Source organism: Microcoleus sp. F10-B2 (assembly GCF_036704965.1).
Classification (GTDB): domain Bacteria; phylum Cyanobacteriota; class Cyanobacteriia; order Cyanobacteriales; family Microcoleaceae; genus Microcoleus.
The window spans coordinates 58,329-78,297 of the sequence record NZ_JAUBTB010000007.1 but is presented as its reverse complement, the minus strand read 5'-3'; the positions used below and the strand labels follow the sequence as shown (position 1 = coordinate 78,297).

Here is a 19,969-nt window from a genome sequence, read left to right as displayed (position 1 = left end):
TTGTATAATTTACTAATGTTTGCTTGAATATTTTTGCACATTCAAGGGGCCTCGATTAGGATTTTTCTGAGTACCAAGGATTTTGGCTCGAATATCTGTATTATATATTGTAGTATATGTAATTTGAGCTGGGGGCGATCGACCAAATATCGCCGTTCGCCCTGAAAAAAGTAAATAACTGCAATCCCCAGAAACCCGATTTCTTTGACAAACCGGGTTTATTCTCCTAGTTCGAGCTTAGATGCTATCAGGCTCAATGTTCAATTCCCGCAGTTTGGCAGCTAAACGTTCCGCTTTTTGAGCTTCTTGTTCGGCACGCTGCGAGGCTTCTTCGGCCCGCTGCGAAGCTTCTTCGGCACGCTGAAATTCTTGTTCGGCGCGCCGTCGCTCTAATAGCCGCTCTGCATTTATTTCGGAATAGGAAAGAAACTTTTCTCCATCAGGGCGATAGATTTCTAACCCTTCTTCTGGTAACTCAAACCGCACTCCCAGTCTGGGACTTATCCATCCCTCCATCGGTTCAATTGGTTCTAAGATTCCTTCAATTCTTTGCCAACCTTCTAACTGATTTTTTTCTGGATCGTAAAGGTAATACTCCTCGACTCCATAACGATAGTAAAATGAAAGTTTCTTGTTCATTTTTGTGTTACTATCGTTGTGGGAGCGAATTTCAAAGACGACTTGGGGAGCAATATTATCTTCGCGAAATTGTATGTATGAACGTCGCTCGCCTTTTGGTCTACCAAATATCACCATCGTATCAGGTGCTTGAGAAATATCTATTCTTCCCTCAACGGGATACCAAAGTAAATCGGCGGCTACAAACACGTTGGGGTCATCTTCAAACAGCGATTCGCAACCTTCTTTGATTGTGACAATTAATTTGTATTGTATTGTGCTGTCTGCCATTGGTTGACCGTCGCTGGATGGATAAATAATTTCTTCGGTTGTGACTTGCATTGTGGTTGTCTCCGAGAAGTATCTGAGCTTAATTATACTATTGTTGGAAGCAACTACCCGCGCCGAACACGGCAGTGCCGTTTCCCTACTGACAGAATTTCAAAATAGCGTGCAGCGGCGCTTCAAAGCTGCTTGCAAAAGAGTGTTGTACAGTTTTTCCTTAACAGTATAAGCTCCGAATCTTTCCAAGTGCGGATTGTTCATTTGAGCGTCGAAAAGCAGATAAGATCGATCGCGCAATCTCTCCACCAACTTCACCATCGCCACCTTAGAACCCTCGGGAATTCGGTAAAACATCGACTCCCCAATAAACGCACCGCCGATCGACAATCCGAGAATACCGCCCGCCAATTCGTCCCCGCACCAAGTCTCGAAGCTGTAAGCCCAACCGGCCTCATACAAACCCCAGTAAATCTGCTTGAGCTGCTTAGAAATCCAAGTCGTTTCGCGATCGGCACAACCCTCAACCACCGCCCCAAAATCGCGGTTCACAGCCACCGAAAACCGATTTTGATTGAGTTGGCGGCGCAGGGATTTCGGATAGGTAAATCTTTCATCCAGCGGAATCAGCGCCCGCTGACGGCTCGAATACCACCCCAAACTTTCCTCGCCGTCATTTGCCATCAAGAAGTAGCCTTGCGCGTATCCTTGTATAATTGTCGGTATATCATATTGCATATATTTATCAGTTCTCATTTGTCAGTTGACTTTTCAAAGTCAACATTAGCAATTAGGAATAATCATGTCTGAAACCATCGAACCTATTACCTTACCGCCCGCCAAAAACCCCGAACAAGAAGGCCAATGGCTCCAACAAACGCTGCTGGCATGGCTAGACTCCGAGTTTATCCCAGAAGCAGCCAACCAGCAAATAGCTAAAAGAGCTGCCCAAATCTATGTCCGCCAGCGCATGGAAGGGGAAAACGACTTGGGCAGCCTCGTAATTGCGATCGTCACCGAAATGCAGGCCTATGATTTTTCTAAAAGCTTCTACGGCGAATTTGCGATCGCCAACGCCGTCAGCGACTTGTTACTCGAAAGTCTCGGCATCGATAAATGCTGCGGCCAGTGAAGCAAGAAGGAGGAAAATTTAACTCATAAGTCTGAAACAAAAATCTACCCCAAACCTAATCCTGCCGATTAATTGTGAGTTTTTTTCTTCCTTCTTCCTTCTTCCCTTTTCTTTAGAATAAATCTCCAGAAACACGACAATTTCAGAAAAACATCATCCGTGTATCCGTGTCATCATCCGTGTCGTGCCTTCTTCCTTCGTGCTACCAGCTAGACTTCACAACACCGGGCAAAAGACCTTCGTGAGCCATTTCTCGCATCATGTTGCGAGACAGTCCGAAGTCACGATAGTAACCTCTGGGCCGTCCTGTTGCCCAGCAGCGGTTCCGCAAGCGAGTCCGCGAACTGCTGCGGGGTAGCTGTTGCAGTTGGCGGTGAATCGCCATTTTGTCCATCTGATTGCTAGCTTGGTCAAACTGCTCTTTCAGGTCTTCCCGCTTGTCGGCGTACTTGTCTACGAGTCTCTGGCGTTTTTTCTCGCGCTCGACCATGCTCTTCTTAGCCATAATCTGTTGATATCCTTAGATAAATCACAATCTACTATTTTACTATATTTTTGTCTTTTTGGATAACTTTTATTTGAATTACTTCTTTTGTTAACAAGATTTTTAGCAACAGGCAAGATGCCTGTTCCACAATAATTCCACATTTTTAGCAACAGGCAAGATGCCTGTTCCACAATAATTCCACATTTTTAGCAACAGGCAAGATGCCTGCACCACAATCACTCAACATTTTTGTGGTACAGGCATCTTGCCTGTACTTAACCTTGGTGCAACACCTAACTATTAGCAGAACGGTAAAAATCTGCAATAACTCAATTTTTTTGTGGTACAGGCATCTTGCCTGTACTTAACCTTGGTGCAACACCTAACTATTAGCAGAAGGACACAAATCTGCAAGTTCGCAAATATTGCAAGCCGGATTTCTCGCATTACAAACTGCCCTGCCGTGATAAACCAACCGAATCGACCAATTTTCCCAATCCGGCTGTGGCAACAATATCATCAAATCCCGCTCGATCCTTATAGGATCGGTATGTTCGGTCAATCCCAACCGCTGAGTCAAACGTTTGACGTGAGTGTCTACCGTCACGCCCATATTAATACCAAAAGCGTGGGCGAGAACGACATTAGCTGTTTTGCGGGCAACTCCGGGCAATTCTAGCAGCAGTTCCATCCGCTGCGGTACTTGATTGTTGAATTTATTGACGATCGCCTGACAAGCACCTTTAATATTTTTAGACTTATTGCGGTAGAAACCAGTCGATCGCACGAGACTTTCGAGTTCTTCTAAATCAGCATTTGCCAAAGCCACCGCATCGGGAAAACGCTCAAACAAAGTCGGCGTTACCAAATTTACCCGATCGTCCGTACACTGAGCCGAGAGAATCGTCGCCACCAGCAACTGCACGGGAGTTTCGTAGTTGAGAGTACAAGGAGCTTCTGGATAGAGGCGTTTGAGGCGAATCAGAATTTCGAGCGATCGTTGTTTTAAACTTAACTTTTTAGTCATCAGTCATTAGTCATCAGCCATTAGCCATTAGTGATTTACAAAATATTGGGGTCGATTCCCATTTCGCGGAGTCGAGCTTCTAAAGCTTCCGATCGCGATCGTTCTTGTTCCAGCAAAGTTTCTGCTTGTTCGGCTCTTTGGCGTTCTTGTTCTGCCCTTTGCTGTTCTTGTTCAGCTCTTTGCTGTTCTTGTTCAGCTCTTAATTCTGCTTGCTCTCGCAGTTGAGCGAGTTCCACAAAACTTACAAATGGCGCTCCGTTAGGTCCGAATATTTGTAGTGCGGTTTCTGATAGTTGAAACCGCACTCCTAGTCTGGGACTTACCCAACCATCCGCCGATTCTACAGCTTCTAATTCTTGGTCTCGACGCTGCCATATAGTTAAATCCACTTGTTCCGGGTTGTACAAGTAATATTCTTCCACGCCGTAGCGTTCGTAAAATTTGAATTTTTGAATCATCGGAGTTAGACGGTTCCCCGGCGACAAAATTTCAAACACGACTTGCGGCGGAATGTTATCTTCGTTCCACTGTTGGTAGGAACCTCGATATCTTTTCGGTCTGCCAAAGGCTACCAGCACATCTGGTGCTTGAGCAAGTTTATTATTTCCTTCTACTGGATACCACAGTAAGTTACCCGCCACAAAAACATCAGCAACGCTCGCAAATAAAAGTTCTAAATTTTCTTTAATCCAGACGATTAATCGAAACTGTTCGGTATTATCTGACATGGGTTCTCCGTTGTCATCTGGGTAGACGATTTTTGATTTCTCGGGAGATTGCAGTTGTGTAATCATTGCTTTTTTTACTAAATTTAATGAGCGAATATTAGTCATTAGTCAAAAGTGCTGTCATGACTAATGACTATTAATTTTTTTAAGTGTTGACTAATCTTATTGGTTATTATAGCAATCCTTGCAGGAGTCGTAAATTTTTGACCCCACCCCAACCCTCCCCGATGCCTTGGGGAGGGAGTAAGAAATTCACAAATGATGCGAGGATGGCTATAGTGGCAACCAACAAATAACAAATAATCAATAATCAATAATCAATAACTACCAACTACCAACTACTGACTACTGACTACTGACTACTGACTACTGACTACTGACTACTGACTATTGTTGACGAAGATTGCCCATCAAATCGAACCCAGCCAAATTAGCTGTATCCCGAATAATCAAGAAAATTCCCAAACCCAGCAACAGCATCAAACCAGTCTGCATAACATTTTCCTGAATACGGTTCGGTAAAGGTTTACCCCGCAGTCCTTCGATTAACAAAAAAGCTAGCTGGCCGCCGTCCAAAGCAGGTAAAGGCAAGATATTAATCACAGCCAAATTGATGCTAATTAGCACAGCATACTGAAACAAACTCGCAGCATCCGATTTGGCAATCCCTGCACCAATAGCCACAATCGCTACAGGCCCGGACAGCTTGTCGGCAGTCTGGCTGAAATTGCTAAGTAACTGCCCGAAACCTTGCACCGTCAGCACCACAATCCGCTCAAATTCTTTGGCTGCCTTGCTAAACGCCTCTACAATTCCGGCCCTCTGCCGCACGACAGTGCCGTTAGAAGTTAGTTGCACGCCAATGCGACCTTTGCCGTCGGGCGACAGTTCAGGAGTTACTGTCACCACAAATTTTTGTTCTTGGCGCTGAATTTCCAACGCTAGGGGTTGGTTGGGACGATCTTGGATTGCTGTTACCAATAATTTGATTGCTTCGCGGGAAGCGCCCAATTCCTTGCCGTCAACAGACAGAACAACGTCACCAGATCGAATTCCCGCTTGTTTGGCGGCCGAACTGACTTCCGCGGCGACTTCCGGGACTTTAACTCCCGGTAGGTAGTTGATTTCTGTCGCGCCGACAGTGCCCAATTGCACCACCAGCAGGAAGTAAGCAAAAATCAAGTTGGCAATTACCCCTGCACTAATGACAATCGCCCGATCGAGCACGGGGCGATTTTTGAGCAAATTCGGGTCATTTGGGGGAATTGTACTGTCTGGATCGTCGTCGGGAAAACCCACGAAACCTCCCAGGGGAAAGGCGCGGAGGGCATATTCAGTTTCCGGGCCTTGGTACTTCCAGAGGATGGGCCCGAAACCGATAGAGAAGCGGTTGACGTGGATGTGTTGAAGTCTCGCCGCCAGGAAGTGGCCGAGTTCGTGAACGACAATCAAGATACCTAAAACTGCGATCGCTGCCAAAACTGACATGAAGGATTCCACTAACACTTTTATTTGACTTTGACTTATTTTAATATCTTTTTAATATCGGTGGCTTCGGAGCGGCAATTTTCGGTCAAACTGGAAGATGGTGTTTTTGTCGGAAGTCCGGGGCGCTGCGATGACCCGACGCTGCCAAACCGATCGCGCGATCGTACCTGAGTTTACCTCTAAAACCAATTCCCTATTACAAATTATCCATTACCAATTCTCAGTTACCCATTTCCAATTATGAAAGACACTTCTTTGAATATTATCGCTATTTCTATCTTTGCCATCACCGTTTCAATATTGTTGGGCCCCGCCTTCAACTTGCCAGAAGCCGTACCTGCGATCGCCACTTTTTGCCTGTTGGGGCTAGCCACCCTCGACAGTTTCCAGTGGCAAGGTCAAGGCGGTACCATTTTATTAGATTGGCTGGGAGGAACTTCCAAACAAAAGCGCGATCGTATCCTTCACCACGAAGCCGGACACTTCCTAGTCGCGTACCTGTTGGGAATTCCCGTAACCAGCTACGCCCTCAACGCTTGGGAAGCATTTAAACAAGGCCAAACAGCCCAAGGCGGCGTCCGATTTGAAGACGAACAATTAGCATCTCAACTGCAAAACGGCACTCTTTCCTCCCAACTTTTAGACCAATACTGCACCGTGTGGATGGCCGGAATAGTCGCAGAAAAATTTGTTTACGGCAGCGCACAAGGAGGAGCAGAAGACCGCACAAAAATCAGCGCAATCTTAACACAACTGCGCCGTCCCAGTTCCGAAATTCAACTCAAACAAAACTGGGGTTTGCTGCGAGCAAAAAACCTGATTGAAAGCCACAAATTAGCTTACGAAGCCCTAGTAGCAGCAATGGAAAAAAGAGCAACCGTCCCTGAGTGCTGCGAGATAATCCAGCAAAATTTGTAGGACAAAACTTAGGCACTCTCGCCTTCATAAACCCTGTTTCTTTGTATATTTGTTACTACAACCCAGATTTTCCGTAGAAACCGGGTTTAAGAGTGTAAATTTTATAGGGATTAAAAATTCATGTCAGAACCAAAAAATTTGGCAACAACACTGCAAACCGCGAACCAAAATCCAGAAAAATTGCTGTGGCTGTTCGGTTTCCGCATCGACCCCGAAACCGAAATACCGAATCTATATACTCTAATTGTCTATGGAGAACAAGAGCCGCCTTTAGTAGCCGGCGGTCAACTTGTATTTTTTAACCGTCCAGAATTAGCGATTAACGCTCTCCAACTGTGCGATATCGATGTCAGCGAACTGGAAAAGTTACCAACACAAATAGACGCTATTTGTGACATAGCAGAAACGCTTTACTTGCTTGATGCCGAAGATTTTGACGAGTCAGCTACTATCCTCAACTGCTTGAACCCGCTTTTAGATTTAGTGAAAGCTACTTTAATACCGATGCCAACTGAATACAAGCGCATACTTTATCATTTTGCAGACCATTTGAATATTGAGGAAGAGTTTGCAAGTTTTTTAGATGAAGAAGATATTCAGCGATCGGAGATTGTCAATGCTATTTTGTGGTGTGTGGGAGCAATTACAGCTAAATCTAGATTGTTGACCGAGTAATTTAAGAAAAACTAGAATGTGAATCGATAATAGATAATATCGCCCAAGGAAATTGTGCCATGACTGTAACAGATTTACGCTTGTGGAGTGTAGAGGAATATCGCCGCATGACCGAAACAGGCATTCTCAATCCCGATGAACGAGTCGAATTAATTGACGGGCAAATTATTTCAATCAGTGCAAAAAATCCTCCCCACGCAGCCACTAACCTCTGTGCAGCCGACTATCTCAGAAGTCTGCTGGCAGGACTTGCTTTAATTCGCATCCAAGACCCGATCGCTCTAAGTTATAATTCAGAACCAGAACCGGATATTGCTGTAGTGCAAATCGACCCTCGGCTGTACCAAGATTTTCATCCCGCACCAGACAATATTTTCTTATTAATAGAAATAGCTGACACGACTTTAGAAACAGACCGCAGGCGGAAAGCACCGGCTTATGCTAAGGCGGGAATTACAGATTATTGGATACTTGATGTTAACACGCGGCAAGTTTATGTTTTTCGCGAACCGATGGGCGGAAATTACAGGCAAGAAACAGTATTTAATGAAGATGTAATTTTGTCAATGCTGGCATTTCCCGAAATAGAAGTTCAGATTTCGCAACTGTTTCCTTAAGTCTGTGGGCGGCGGGTTTATCGATATCTTTAGCTGCGGATCGATATTTCGGGTACAACCCGCCCCTTGTATGGTGCGTAGCTGCTAGATTTTCGACATTGGAAAGTAGATTATCTGTGGCGGCGCACCCTACGGTATCTACGGGTATTGTGTATATTGATGTCGCTGGAATTACCACAACGTTGTAGGGGCGGGTTCACAAACCATACATAACAATGACCGACAATTCATATAAACCCGCCCCCACCCCACCGTAAATCTGAACGTACATTTGGCTTGTTTGTTGGGTAGGGGCGGGTTTTTGAGATTGTTTGTTTTGCGGCGATTATTGTTGGTGAACCCGCCCCTACAAATCTATCGATTCCCAATTCCCAATTATCAATTACCAATTCTTCAGAATAATCCCGATCGCTACAAAAAACTTAGTATTAGAGCGTAGCATGAGTTATACTCCTACTGGAAAGACTGTGACTGCCAAAAAATCCCGAAATCAAAGTTTATGAGCAACACTTCCCCGCCTCAACCAGCCGCCAACAATCCCGCAACACAAAAACTCAGTTTATCGACAAAATTAGCTTACGGTGCCGGCGACCTCGGCCCGGCAATTACCGCTAATGTGTTGGCATTTTACCTGCTAGTTTTCTTTACAAATGTCGCTGGTTTACCTGCTGGCTTAGCCAGCAATATTTTGGTAGTTGGCAAGGTTTGGGATGCCATAAACGACCCAATTGTGGGGGTTTTGAGCGATCGCACTTCTCACCCTTGGGGCCGCCGATATCCTTGGATAATATATGGTGGCATTCCCTTCGGCATATTCTTCTTATTGCAGTGGATTGTACCTAGCACGGATCACACAGTGTTATTTTGGTACTATGTTGCGATCGGCATTTTGTTCAACACCGCCTACACGGCTGTCAATCTTCCCTACACAGCCCTGACTCCAGAACTTACTCAAGACTACAACGAACGCACTAGCCTTAATAGTTTTCGATTTGCTTTCTCCATTGGCGGCAGCATCTTTTCATTGATCTTAGCTCTAATTATCTTTCGTGTATTTGAAAAGGACCCGAATCAACAATATTTAGTATTAGGTGCAATCAGTGCAGTTATCTCTGTCTTGCCTTTGTACTGGTGCGTTTTGGGAACTCGCAAGCACGTCGCAGCCCAACTATTAGAAAACGCAGAACTAGATAATTCTACTTCCTTGCCGCTGAAAGAACAGTTGCAGATTGCATTTAGCAATCGCCCTTTTTTGTACGTAATTGGAATTTATCTTTTTTCTTGGCTGGGAGTGCAGTTGACTGCTACTATTATTCCCTACTTTGTTGTTAACTGGATGCAACAGCCACAGTACGTTTTTAGCTTGGTGGCGATCGCAGTTCAAGGTACTGCATTAATCATGCTATTTGTTTGGAGTAAAGTCAGCGAGAGATACGGCAAAAAAGCCGTATATTTTATGGGCATGAGTTTGTGGATTATTGCCCAAGCTGGACTATTTTTCCTGCAACCAGGACAAGTATTGCAGATGTACTTATTAGCAGTCATGGCAGGTGTCGGAGTTTCCACGGCTTATCTCATACCTTGGTCGATGATACCGGATGTGATCGAACTCGACGAACTGCAAACAGGAGAAAGACGCGAAGGCGTTTTCTATTCGTTTATGGTACTGCTGCAAAAAATCGGATTGGCAGGGGGTTTGTGGTTGGTAGGCCAAGCATTAGAAGGAGCTGGATTTCTATCTACAGTTCCGGGACAGCCTGCACCCGTACAGCCAGAGTCTGCACTGTTTGCGATTCGAGTTGCGATCGGGCCGCTGCCCACAATTGCTTTAATTGCTGGCATGATTCTTACATATTTTTATCCTATAACCCGCGAAGTTCATGCAGAAATATTGTTGAAACTTAGAGAAAGAAAAGCACAAGCAGTAAGCGCTAATAAGCAGTAGTTGGTAATTAGTAAAATCCCAAAACAACAACTACCGATAGCTAATCCGAGCGAGATCGATAGCAATCCTCCCATCCTGTGCGAACTCTTTTTTTTCTTTGACAATGTGTCATCTTCTTATTGCATCGGTTAATTCCCATAAAAGCCCGTTGCGTTTTTACCGAAAGGATTGCTATAGCTTGCTCGGAGGGCGAATCAAAGCGATAGTTTTAGTAATAGCCCCGGAACGCAGAAACCTAGTTTTTTTACGAAAATACATAAATCGCGCAGCGCCATCCGCCCCGCTAGAAAAACCCACAAGGCTTGAGTTGTTCGAGATGTCGATCGAGTTTGACAACACAAATTATTAATTTTTATGTCTGTAGTACAGTATTGAGAGTAGTTTGTGATAAAGTCGCGGCGATGAGTAAGTAATATAGACTTAAGCAGCCATCCAGCTCGTTAAAAAGTTTATAATTAAAATAAGAGACAGATTTTTATCGGAAATTGATTCGATTAGTTGCAGTTCCAAATATCTACTGAATTCTGCTAATTATATCTACCTAAATGGAAAATGCAAAACTTTTTAGCCGATCGGTTAGCGGGTAAGTTAACAAGTGTCGCTGCCGTTGACCGCGAACAGAAAAATGGCATAAATTACAAAGCAATACCACCGCAAGCGGCGGCTGAGGTGTTACCGCAAATTGTAAAATTTTGGTAAAGTTATTGAACGACTTGGGACGAAGCTCAGCCACACCCTAAAAAGTTGCTAGAGTCCCCCTGAGACCCTAAATACAAGCACAACACAGCAGACAGAAATGCAGTCGGATACAACTCTCTCTTCAGTTAGTAAAAAAAAATTGCAGCCGACATAACATAGGGATTTAGTTATTTTTGTATACTAGGTGAAAGTTGTGAGAACTATTAGAAGGAAGTGGAACCGACCAACCAAGAATTTCCTGTGATATCCTTAAGTCAATGGTGAAAGTATCAACCAGAAAGTCCGCACAACTGAGCTGATTTTACCAACAAAATCTCAAAGAGGTCAACATGGAAAGAGAACAGGACGCTCATATCGTACCAATTAGCAGCCAGAGCAGACAGGTGCAGCAATTTTCCGTTGACGAGGGAGAAGAATTAAGCGCGCAGCCTCAGAAAGGATTGAATCTAAAGCCGTTGTTGAGGACTTTTCAGCGAAAAGCCCTAATCATTATTGGGATTATAGGTCTAGCAGGCGCTGGAGTTACTTATCAGATCAAGGGAGGTAAGCAAACATATCAAGGCGATTTTCGGATGCTAGTGGAACCCGTGACAACGGAGGCAAGAATTGCTGACCCCTCTGCCCTAGCCAATCGCGGCGAGGGGGGGGCAGTGCCTAGTCGAGAATTTTTTAGTTTGGACTACGCAACTCAACTTCAAATTCTCCAGAGTCCTCAGATGCTGTCGGCTATTGTTAAACAAGTCCAAAAACGATATCCAGAATTTACCGAGGAACTTCTTCAAAAAGGATTGCTCGTTTTGCGGATCGGACAAGATGAGATGACGATTACTAAAATTTTGGAAGTTCGCTTCATGGGGACTGACCCTAAATTAGTTGAGTTTGTTTTACAAGAAACTAAAAAGAAATATTTAAAATACAGCCTTGACGAACGCAAGACTCGCATTGGTGAAGGTGTTAAGTTTATTGAAGACCAGCTTCCGGGACTCAACAAGCGCGTAAACGATCTGAAGTCGGAGTTACAGGTTATACAGCAGCAGCAACAGATTAGCGATCCTAAAGAACAAGGCGCGCAATTGATCCAGCAAGTTCGCACCGTAGAAACTTTAGAGTTAGAAACTCAAAGGCTGCTGCAGGAACAGAAAACGCTGTACGCTAACTTGCAAAAACAATTAGATTTTACACCAAATGAAGCTATTGCTGCTTCAGCTTTAAGCGAAGAACCTCAATATAAAGATTTGCTGACCAAGGTTAAGGAAGTAGAAGGTCAGATTGCTGTAGAAACAGCTCGTTTTAAATCTGCTAACCCTATAGTGGAAGCTTTAGAGCGCAAGCGGGCAAATTTAGTAGCTTTGCTCAACCAGCAAACCGATCGAATTTTGGGGCAAAATTTAGTAGGCACGGCAGCCAATCCTAAAGTTCAGAATTTTCAAAATTCGATTCGCATAGGCTTGATTAAACAATTGGTTGATACTGCCAACCAAGTTCAAGTCTTAGAAGCTCGCAGTCAGGCAATCGCCCAAACTAAAAATGATTTGAACCGCCAAGCAAGAGAATTTCCCAGCATAGCCCGCCGCTACAACGAACTGCAACAGCAATTAGAAATAGCCTCCCGCACCCGCGATCAACTTTTAAGTCAGCGGGAAACTCTCCGCATCCAAGCAGCTCAAAGCCAAGTACCTTGGGAAATAATTTCTGAACCCCAGATACCGCGAGATCCTAAAGGCAAATTGATTCCAGTTGCATCAAAAAATAAAAACAAATTGATGATGGGAGTTGTTGGGGGGCTAGTGTTGGGTCTGGGAATGGCTATCCTCATTGAAAAAATTCGCAATATTTTCTACTGTGCTGATGACGTTAAAGATGCGATCGAAGCGCCTTTATTGGGAGCAATTCCTCTGGACAAAAATGCTAAAAGATTTCCGCCTTCTATTGCTAATTCCTATGCTTATCTTGAAGGAAAAGAGGGTAATAAGAAAATTGCTTCGGAATTTATAGAAGCTTTTGACTCTCTTTATACTAATATCCGCTTTCTTTCTTCAAACCGAACAATTAGCTCTTTGGCAATTGGTTCGGCTACAGTTGGCGAGGGCAAATCTACCGTTGCTTTAAACTTAGCTCACGTGGCAGCGCTGGCGGGTCAGCGAGTGCTGTTAGTAGACGCGAATTTGCATTCGCCCAGCCTGCACTTGCTGTTGGAACTGCCTAATGTCAAGGGATTGAGCAACTTGCTCGACAATCAAAACGAACCCGATGAAATTATCCAGCGATCGCATCTAGCAGATAATCTTTTTGTATTAACTGCGGGTCTCCCTCATGCCGGTACAGCCAGACGGCTGGCGTCATCTCAGATGCAGTATTTAATGGAAGAACTTCAGGCAACATTTGACTTAGTTATCTACGATACACCGCCGCTGGCGGACAGTAAAGATACGAATTTTTTAGCAGCGCGCACAGATGGAATACTGCTGGTTGTAGCAATTCGCCAGGTCAAGTTTTCTGTAGTCAAAAAAGTTGTCAGTCAATTAGAAAATTTTGGCATACCGTGCTTGGGCACAGTTGCTAATCATGCCACCAAAGGCAAGAAGTATCAAGCACCTAAATCCTCAGTTGTTGAAGAGAAAAATGAATATTTGAACTTTTCACCAGCAGCGTCTGGCATCCGCAAACTAGCTCCCAAAAAAGAGTGAGAGCAAAAAAGATGACCCCACCCCAAAATGGATACCGTGCCACGTACTCCTGTCGTGGAGATCCCAAAATTTTAGACTCTTGTTCAAGCTCCAGATTCACTGCGCTGCAAGTAAATCTAAAATCGTTCTCCTCTAGCGCTCGCGCCGAAGTCTAAAATCTAAAATCTAAAATCTAAAATCGACTGACGGCGGACTAATTCCCCTCCGGCTTGGTAGGAAATGTGACAATAAAATTAGTCCAGCCATTGCTGCTTTCAACCTCAATTTTTCCCTGCAACTGTTCGACAAGTTTTTGAACCAAAGCTAAACCCAAACCTGTACCTCCTTGTTTCCAGGGGTCGGCGTTGGGAACGCGATAAAATTTCTCAAAAATTCGAGGTAATTCCTGTATCGCAATCGACGATTGATTGCTGAGTGTAAATTCGATTTCGGCAGGGACATCACTTGCTTGTCGCGGATTTTGCCCTTGTCCTCCATCTTCCCCGACTCCTTTTTTGCACTCAACTTTCAGAGAGATTTCGCCGTCATTGGCAGTATATTTGCAGGCATTGTTGAGGAGTTCTGCAAAAATTCGTCCCAAACTAGCGCGGTTGGAACTGATCGTGGGGAGGTGGCGCGAGCACTCTACTCGCAAATGCTGGTGACGGTTGTGGGCGCGGGTGTAAAACGGGTCGATAATAGTAGGCAGCCAGACTTCTAAGTTTACTGGTTCCAGATCGATCGGACAAGCTGCTGTTTCGAGCCGCTGCAAATCCAGCAAAGCATTAATTAAATCTGTTTCTCTAGTACATTCTGTTTCTAAAATTTCTAAATAAATCTGACGCCGCTCTGGTGTGGGAGAAATTTTCAGCATATGAATAGCCATTTTCATATTAGCTAAAGGCGTCCGCAATTCGTGAGAAACTGTGCTGAGAAATTCATCTTTTAGGACGTTTAAATGCTGGAGTTCGTGAACTTTTTGCTGCAATTCGGCGGTGCGTTCTTGCACTTGGCGTTCGAGGTCGGTGTTGAGGTTTTGGACTTGCTGATAGAGTTGGGCTTGCTGAATGGCGATCGCGATTTGAGTTGCCAGTTGCAGCAGCAAATCCACTTCCGAAGGCTGCCACTGCCGGGATTCGGAACACTGATGGACACACATCATCCCCCACAAATTGCCGTCTTGCAAAATTGGTACAATCAAATAAGCTTTGATTTGCGCTTGCTGGAACCGCGCATATTTTTCGGCGCTCAAACAGGCTTGGTCGATGTCGGGGACGGCATAAATTTCCTGTTCGATCGCCGAAGCAGATTCTTGCCAAATATTATCAGGCAGGATTTCTCCCAAGATAGAAGGCCAATTTTCGGCAACGGATTCTGCCACTACAATGCCGGAATTGCAGGACTCTAAATGCAGGATTGCTACTCGGTCAGCTTGCAAAACTTGGCGGACTTCATCGACGCTGGCGTGGAGAATTTCTTCGAGGTTTAAGGATTGGTGAATCCGCAAAGAAATGTGAGTTAACAGCCGATCGCGCTGCAATTGTTCGTGGAGTTTGGCTGTCCGTTCCCGCACCTGCTGTTCCAGCTTGGCGTTGCGGCTTTGCAGCAGTTCCACTTTTTCTGCTTGCAGTTGATAAACCGACTGCTGCAACTGTTTGACAACTCGGTACATTTCTGTCGGGTCGAGGACTCTGAGCAAGCTGGTTTGAGTAATAATTCCCAACAGTTCTCCGCGCCCTCCGCACACGACCAACCGCTGCACTTGTTGCTGCTGCATTTCTTTGTGCGCCGTCCACAGGGAATCGGAAGGTTGAAGAACTTGCAGGGGAGTTCTCATGACTTTTTGAGCAGGGGTTTGGTCGAAATTTAGTTCGAGAAACTGTGCCTGCACGATGTCGTATTCGGTAATAATTCCCAAGGGTTTGTGAAAGGAATAGTGAAAAATGGAGGTATAGTCATCTTTGGGCTTCTCCATTGTTAATTCTGTGTTTTTTGTAATGACTACGCAACTGACTTGATGCTCTGACATCAGTTCGGTTATTCTTTTGAGCGAAGCGGTGTGGGGCGCTGTAATTGGCGCAGTCATCAATTCAGCTACCCGCCGCAGTTTGAGAATGTTTGAAGGCTGCAATACTTGGCGAATTCTTTCCCGCGTCAGCACTCCTACCAAGTGGCCCAATTGATTGACTATCGGCAAATAGCGAATCTTGTGCTGGCGAAATAAGGATAAAGCGGCGAACACGTCTTGGTCGTCGGATTCTGTGAGGGAGACCGACACTGGGGACATCACTTCGGAAAGTGGTATTTTGTGCAGGGCTACTTTGTGCTCGCTGTCTATTTTGCCAGAAGCTATCAGCCTCACTAAGTCGGCGGGAGTTAATATGCCGATTAACAGCCCGCGGCTGGGGTTGTCGGATAAGTTGCCTGCGGTAATAGTCTGCTGGTTGTGCACGACGATCACGCAGCGCGCCCGCACCTTGTCCGGCGCGGACGCTTCGTTCATCGATCTGCGGTCTGAGGGTAAAGGTGTTTTGACTAGGGGACAACTGTTTTGCAACTGACTCATCAGGGCGATCGCCACTGCTAAGGAAGTTTCTGGCCCGGCAGTTAGGGGGTACCGGTCGATCGCTTGTTCTAAGGCTGAGGAGTAAAAGGGCGGGTGGTAAAAGGGCATAGTTGATTGCAGGTTGTCAGAGGGCGGCTAACTATCGGGCAAAGCCTTGGGGAACGGCAGAAACACCTCGCCTGTGCTTGGGATTTAAATAATAGACTTTCTAATTTATTATTTCCACGCAATCTCAGCTTTAGATTAATGGTGTCACTAATTCGCCATCTCACCGATCTCAAATCCTTGGGCGGTTTTTACTGCCTCTTTTTCTCCTGAGACTCCCCTATAATCAAAATAACCCGAATGTAAAGTTTTACTACAAGATTTATCCATAATGACAACTTTAAGCTTAGAGCAAATTGCCGCCAAGTTAGAAAGCGAAAATTCAGCCGATCGAATGGTGGCTTTGGCCAACTTGCGGAACGTGCCTGCTGCAGAGGCGGTGCCTTTGATTAAAAAGGTGTTGAACGACGAAAGTTTGCAAGTGCGATCGATGGCTGTGTTTGCTCTCGGGGTCAAACCGACAGCAGAGTGCTATCCTATTCTAGTCAAATTGCTAGAAACAGACCCCGATTACGGCATTCGCGCTGACGCTGCAGGTGCTTTGGGCTATCTCGAAGATATCAGAGCTTTTGACGCTTTGGTGCGCGCTTTTTATGAGGATACGGAATGGCTGGTGCGCTTCAGCGCTGCTGTTTCTCTGGGGAATCTCAAAGATCCCCGGGCTCGCGACGTGCTGCTAAAAGCTCTCGAAAGCGAGCAAGTGGTGATCCAGCAGGCGGCAATTTCGGCTTTGGGGGAAATTAAAGATCTTGGGGCGATCGATCGCATCCTCAATTTTGCTCAGTCGGAAGATTGGCTGATCCGCCAGAGGCTGGCTGAAGCTTTGGGCAATTTGCCGAGTGTTAAGAGCGTTTCGGCTTTGAAATACTTAGAAAAAGATAGCAATTCTCAAGTATCTGAGGCGGCAACAATTTCTCTCGATCGCCTGTCAAAAGCAGAAGCGTGACATAAAACTTTTAGTATGTTGAGAAACCCGGTTTCTTCAATAAACCGGGTTAATCCTTATTTTAGCAATCTTAATAAAATTTATAGAGTATTGAGTAAAACCAGAATATATTATATAAGCTGCTACGGCAAATCGCAAGTTAAAATAGTTCTTTATATCCTTTAACCAAAACTAGCCATGAATCAAGCACCCAATCCTTTTAACTCAAATCCCTCCAATCCGCTAGACCCGTTGGAGCAAGAACTGAACGAGCAAGGTGAAGGTTTGCCGAGACAGTACCACCCGGCTACCAAAAAAACTCTGCAAAAAGTCTTTATTATCCTGGTAGTTGTCGGGGCAATTATTGGGGGAATTCTATCTATAGGGGTGATTTCGCTGATGCAGAAGGCGGGACTGACAGATGTGCCGGCAAGGGTACAAAATCCTAAGTGAATCGGTGGGCTGAGCGTACCGTCCGCGATCGCCGAGCCTTAATTATAGTATCGTTCCATATCGCGCCCGTGTTGCGCGAAATTAAGACGCGATCGCTCGCCTAGCCCCAAAGAAATCTTAATATTTTCATTATTTTATTTGATGCAACTGTGTCTATAAAATCCAATTCGGTGCTGTAGGGGCTTCGGCAAAAAACAGTTTCAAATAAACCACACTTATTCTGACTAAGAGAATGTTACTTATTGCGCTATTTGTCGCCACGTTTTTTTTAGCATACTGCAATGGTGCTAATGATAATTTTAAAGGAGTGGCGACACTATTTGGTAGTCAGACGACGAACTATAAAACAGCAATTGGTTGGGCAACGCTCACAACTTTTGCAGGTTCAGTATTGTCTATTTTTCTAGCAGAAACCCTGGTAAAAAGCTTTTCGGGAAAAGGGCTAGTTCCAGATGCGATCGCCAATGGGTCAGATTTTCATTTGGCAGTCGCGATCGCTGCGGGTTTAACCGTTATTCTTGCTACCTTAACGGGATTCCCTATTTCCACAACTCACGGTCTTACAGGTGCTCTTGTCGGTGCAGGTTTAGTAGCAATTGCTACTGAAGTTAATTTTACAGCATTGCAGAAAACTTTTCTAATGCCCTTGTTGCTGACTCCCATGATTGCGATTCCATTAGCAGCTTTAATTTATGGGCTGTCTCGCTACCTGCGAGTTTATTTAGGAATCCAGAAAGAATGGTGTATTTGCGCTGGCAAAATTCAACAGATTATTCCCATTCCCCAGCCCGATGCAACTAACATACTTAAGTGCATCACAACCGCTGATGTCGCGGTCGATTCTCTAGATAAATGCACGCAAAGGTACCTGGGAAATTTCTTACAAATTCCCAGCCAAAAGTTAGTGGATGTTTGCCATTTTATGAGTGCGGGAATCGTCAGTTTTGCCAGAGGATTGAACGATACTCCGAAAATTGTTTCGCTGATGTTAGTCGGTGAAGCGATATCTGTTCAATGGGGAAGTTTAGCAGTAGCTTTGGGTATGGCGATCGGCGGTTTATTGAACGCTCAAAAAGTGGCCGAAACAATGAGCAAAAAGCTGACATCAATGAATACCGGTCAAGGACTTGTGGCAAACTTAGTGACGGGTTTTTTAGTTATTGCTGCCAGTCGCTATGGGCTTCCAGTTTCTACTACCCATGTTTCGGTAGGTTCAATTTTTGGTGTCGGATTGATTTCAAAAAAAGCTAATGTGCGCGTTTTTTATCAGATTCTACTATCATGGATTTTGACCTTGCCAATTGCTGCGGTAATCAGCGGCGGCGCTTACTGGGTGTTGCATCGGTAAGAGAATTAATCGTTAGTCCTAGAAGATAAAGATTTCGCAGTTGATTTGGGATTGCCATCAAAGGATAACCATATCAAATCTAACGGTAAAAACAAGAAATCGCGCCTGGAGTTGTTGAATAAAAATTTAAGGGTAATTTATGGTTAAAAATTCTCCGATCGCGCCTCCTGTTGCAGATAAATCGATCGCTGCTGGCTTTCACGCTCTTTCTGACCCCCTGCGGATTCAGATTCTGGAGTTGCTGCGGGAACAGGAGTTGTGCGTTTGCGATTTGTGCGATCGGCTTTCTGTCCCTCAGTCTAAACTCTCTTTCCACCTCAAAACCCTAAAAGAAGCCGGTTTAGTTCGCAGCCGCCAAGAAGGGCGCTGGATATACTACAGCCTCAATTTAGCTCAGTTTGTCGCCCTCGAACACTACCTCGCCGAATACCGCCGCTTCAGCCAGATCCTGCCGGCGCGCCCTTGTTCCGACGCGGGTTAACCCATCAACATTTCTTAATCACTCAAATACTGATATGGCTTTTTTGATGATTGACATATCAAATTTTATTGATATGATGGGAGGGAAACAATTAGTTGAGAGCAATGGATGCAACAGCCCATAGGTTAGCTTGTGCTCGACCCGATTGCAGGCGAGAGGCGATCGCGGAATTTCTAGGTACATTTATTTTGGTTTTTGCAGGCACCGGTGCGGTGATGGTTAACAAAACTAGCGCTGGTTCCGTAACTCATTTAGGCGTCAGTTTTGTATTTGGTGCAGTAGTATGTGCCATGATTTACGCCCTAGGACACATCAGCGGTGCACACTTTAATCCGGCCGTAACTTTAGGGTTTTGGGCGAGCGGTTTTTTCCCAAAATACAAAGTTTTACCCTATATTGTGGCGCAGTGTGCGGGGGCGATCGCAGCTTCCGCATTGCTGCTAATTACCTTAGGAAAAGTGGCAAATCTCGGTGCTACTCTCCCTCTTAACGGCAACTGGTTGCAGTCTCTAATTTTAGAAACTGTTCTGAGTTTTATCCTAATGTTTGTGATTCTGGGTTCGGGACTTGACAGGCGCGCTCATATCGGTTTAGCGGGGATAGCAATTGGTTTGACTGTAGGGTTAGAAGCTGCATTTATGGGGCCGATTACCGGAGCTAGCATGAATCCGGCACGATCGCTCGGCCCGGCTTTAGTTGGCGGAATTTGGGAACACCATTGGGTTTACTGGGTGGCTCCAATTTGGGGAGCGCAATTAGCAGTCGCAGTTTATCGGGAAATATCTAACGGATTTCGGGACTTTAATTAA

The 19,969-nt window shown here is 45.0% G+C and carries 19 protein-coding genes; 12 read left to right on the top strand and 7 right to left on the bottom strand.

Features of this window, described 5'->3' with window-relative positions; translation table 11 throughout:
- Positions 1 to 237: 237 nt before the first annotated feature.
- Positions 238 to 960, bottom strand: a complete 723-nt coding sequence (locus QUA99_RS04540; RefSeq protein ID WP_333235455.1) for a Uma2 family endonuclease — start codon at positions 958 to 960, stop codon at positions 238 to 240.
- Between the two features lie 99 nt (positions 961 to 1,059).
- Positions 1,060 to 1,656 (bottom strand): leucyl/phenylalanyl-tRNA--protein transferase, encoded by a 597-nt coding sequence (aat, locus tag QUA99_RS04535; RefSeq protein ID WP_445250978.1) that lies wholly within the window; start codon positions 1,654 to 1,656, stop codon positions 1,060 to 1,062.
- Between the two features lie 46 nt (positions 1,657 to 1,702).
- On the opposite strand from aat, the gene QUA99_RS04530 reads away from it, so the two are divergent.
- Positions 1,703 to 2,032, top strand: coding sequence for a hypothetical protein (locus QUA99_RS04530; RefSeq protein WP_006633845.1), 330 nt, complete (start codon positions 1,703 to 1,705; stop codon positions 2,030 to 2,032).
- Positions 2,033 to 2,234: 202 nt separating this feature from the next.
- Here the strand turns inward: QUA99_RS04530 and rpsN are convergent, their stop codons facing one another.
- The 4 genes from rpsN to rseP all read right to left on the bottom strand — a co-directional run bounded on the left by rpsN (position 2,235) and on the right by rseP (position 5,762).
- On the bottom strand, positions 2,235 to 2,537 hold the full coding sequence (rpsN, locus tag QUA99_RS04525) for a 30S ribosomal protein S14 (RefSeq protein ID WP_015175060.1): 303 nt from the start codon (positions 2,535 to 2,537) through the stop codon (positions 2,235 to 2,237).
- A 364-nt stretch (positions 2,538 to 2,901) separates the two neighbouring features.
- Entirely contained in the window at positions 2,902 to 3,546 is a 645-nt protein-coding gene (gene nth, locus QUA99_RS04520; protein WP_333235454.1) for an endonuclease III, read from the bottom strand.
- Positions 3,547 to 3,581: 35 nt separating this feature from the next.
- Positions 3,582 to 4,340 (bottom strand): Uma2 family endonuclease, encoded by a 759-nt coding sequence (locus QUA99_RS04515; protein WP_333235453.1) that lies wholly within the window; start codon positions 4,338 to 4,340, stop codon positions 3,582 to 3,584.
- A gap of 321 nt (positions 4,341 to 4,661) precedes the next feature.
- Entirely contained in the window at positions 4,662 to 5,762 is a 1,101-nt protein-coding gene (gene rseP, locus QUA99_RS04510) for an RIP metalloprotease RseP (protein ID WP_333235452.1), read from the bottom strand.
- 240 nt (positions 5,763 to 6,002) lie between these two features.
- On the opposite strand from rseP, the gene QUA99_RS04505 reads away from it, so the two are divergent.
- The 6 genes from QUA99_RS04505 to QUA99_RS04480 all read left to right on the top strand — a co-directional run bounded on the left by QUA99_RS04505 (position 6,003) and on the right by QUA99_RS04480 (position 13,303).
- A complete protein-coding gene (locus tag QUA99_RS04505) occupies positions 6,003 to 6,680 on the top strand; it encodes an ATP-dependent Zn protease (protein WP_333235451.1) in 678 nt (225 codons plus the stop codon).
- Between the two features lie 120 nt (positions 6,681 to 6,800).
- On the top strand, positions 6,801 to 7,355 hold the full coding sequence (locus QUA99_RS04500; RefSeq protein ID WP_333235450.1) for a hypothetical protein: 555 nt from the start codon (positions 6,801 to 6,803) through the stop codon (positions 7,353 to 7,355).
- Between the two features lie 59 nt (positions 7,356 to 7,414).
- Positions 7,415 to 7,972, top strand: coding sequence for a Uma2 family endonuclease (locus tag QUA99_RS04495; protein ID WP_333235449.1), 558 nt, complete (start codon positions 7,415 to 7,417; stop codon positions 7,970 to 7,972).
- A 499-nt stretch (positions 7,973 to 8,471) separates the two neighbouring features.
- Complete coding sequence (locus tag QUA99_RS04490; RefSeq protein ID WP_333235448.1) at positions 8,472 to 9,917, top strand: MFS transporter; 1,446 nt, start codon at positions 8,472 to 8,474, stop codon at positions 9,915 to 9,917.
- Between the two features lie 552 nt (positions 9,918 to 10,469).
- Positions 10,470 to 10,616 carry a hypothetical protein gene (locus tag QUA99_RS04485; protein ID WP_333235447.1) on the top strand — a complete coding sequence of 49 codons (147 nt, stop codon included), beginning with the start codon at positions 10,470 to 10,472 and terminating at the stop codon, positions 10,614 to 10,616.
- Positions 10,617 to 10,945: 329 nt separating this feature from the next.
- Positions 10,946 to 13,303 (top strand): polysaccharide biosynthesis tyrosine autokinase, encoded by a 2,358-nt coding sequence (locus QUA99_RS04480; RefSeq protein ID WP_333235445.1) that lies wholly within the window; start codon positions 10,946 to 10,948, stop codon positions 13,301 to 13,303.
- 193 nt (positions 13,304 to 13,496) lie between these two features.
- Here QUA99_RS04480 and QUA99_RS04475 read toward each other — a convergent pair whose 3' ends face one another.
- On the bottom strand, positions 13,497 to 15,956 hold the full coding sequence (locus QUA99_RS04475; RefSeq protein ID WP_333235443.1) for a CBS domain-containing protein: 2,460 nt from the start codon (positions 15,954 to 15,956) through the stop codon (positions 13,497 to 13,499).
- A 268-nt stretch (positions 15,957 to 16,224) separates the two neighbouring features.
- Here QUA99_RS04475 and QUA99_RS04470 point away from each other — a divergent pair, with 268 nt between their 5' ends.
- The 5 genes from QUA99_RS04470 to QUA99_RS04450 all read left to right on the top strand — a co-directional run bounded on the left by QUA99_RS04470 (position 16,225) and on the right by QUA99_RS04450 (position 19,969).
- Complete coding sequence (locus tag QUA99_RS04470) at positions 16,225 to 16,899, top strand: HEAT repeat domain-containing protein (RefSeq protein WP_333235441.1); 675 nt, start codon at positions 16,225 to 16,227, stop codon at positions 16,897 to 16,899.
- Between the two features lie 177 nt (positions 16,900 to 17,076).
- Positions 17,077 to 17,331: a hypothetical protein gene (locus QUA99_RS04465; RefSeq protein ID WP_333235440.1), complete on the top strand. Its 255-nt coding sequence runs from the start codon at positions 17,077 to 17,079 to the stop codon at positions 17,329 to 17,331.
- A gap of 232 nt (positions 17,332 to 17,563) precedes the next feature.
- Positions 17,564 to 18,679, top strand: coding sequence for an inorganic phosphate transporter (locus tag QUA99_RS04460; protein ID WP_333235438.1), 1,116 nt, complete (start codon positions 17,564 to 17,566; stop codon positions 18,677 to 18,679).
- A gap of 139 nt (positions 18,680 to 18,818) precedes the next feature.
- On the top strand, positions 18,819 to 19,160 hold the full coding sequence (locus QUA99_RS04455) for a metalloregulator ArsR/SmtB family transcription factor (protein WP_333235437.1): 342 nt from the start codon (positions 18,819 to 18,821) through the stop codon (positions 19,158 to 19,160).
- 104 nt (positions 19,161 to 19,264) lie between these two features.
- The gene (locus QUA99_RS04450) at positions 19,265 to 19,969 is read left to right on the top strand and encodes an MIP/aquaporin family protein (RefSeq protein WP_333235436.1); all 705 of its coding nucleotides are present in this window, start codon (positions 19,265 to 19,267) and stop codon (positions 19,967 to 19,969) included.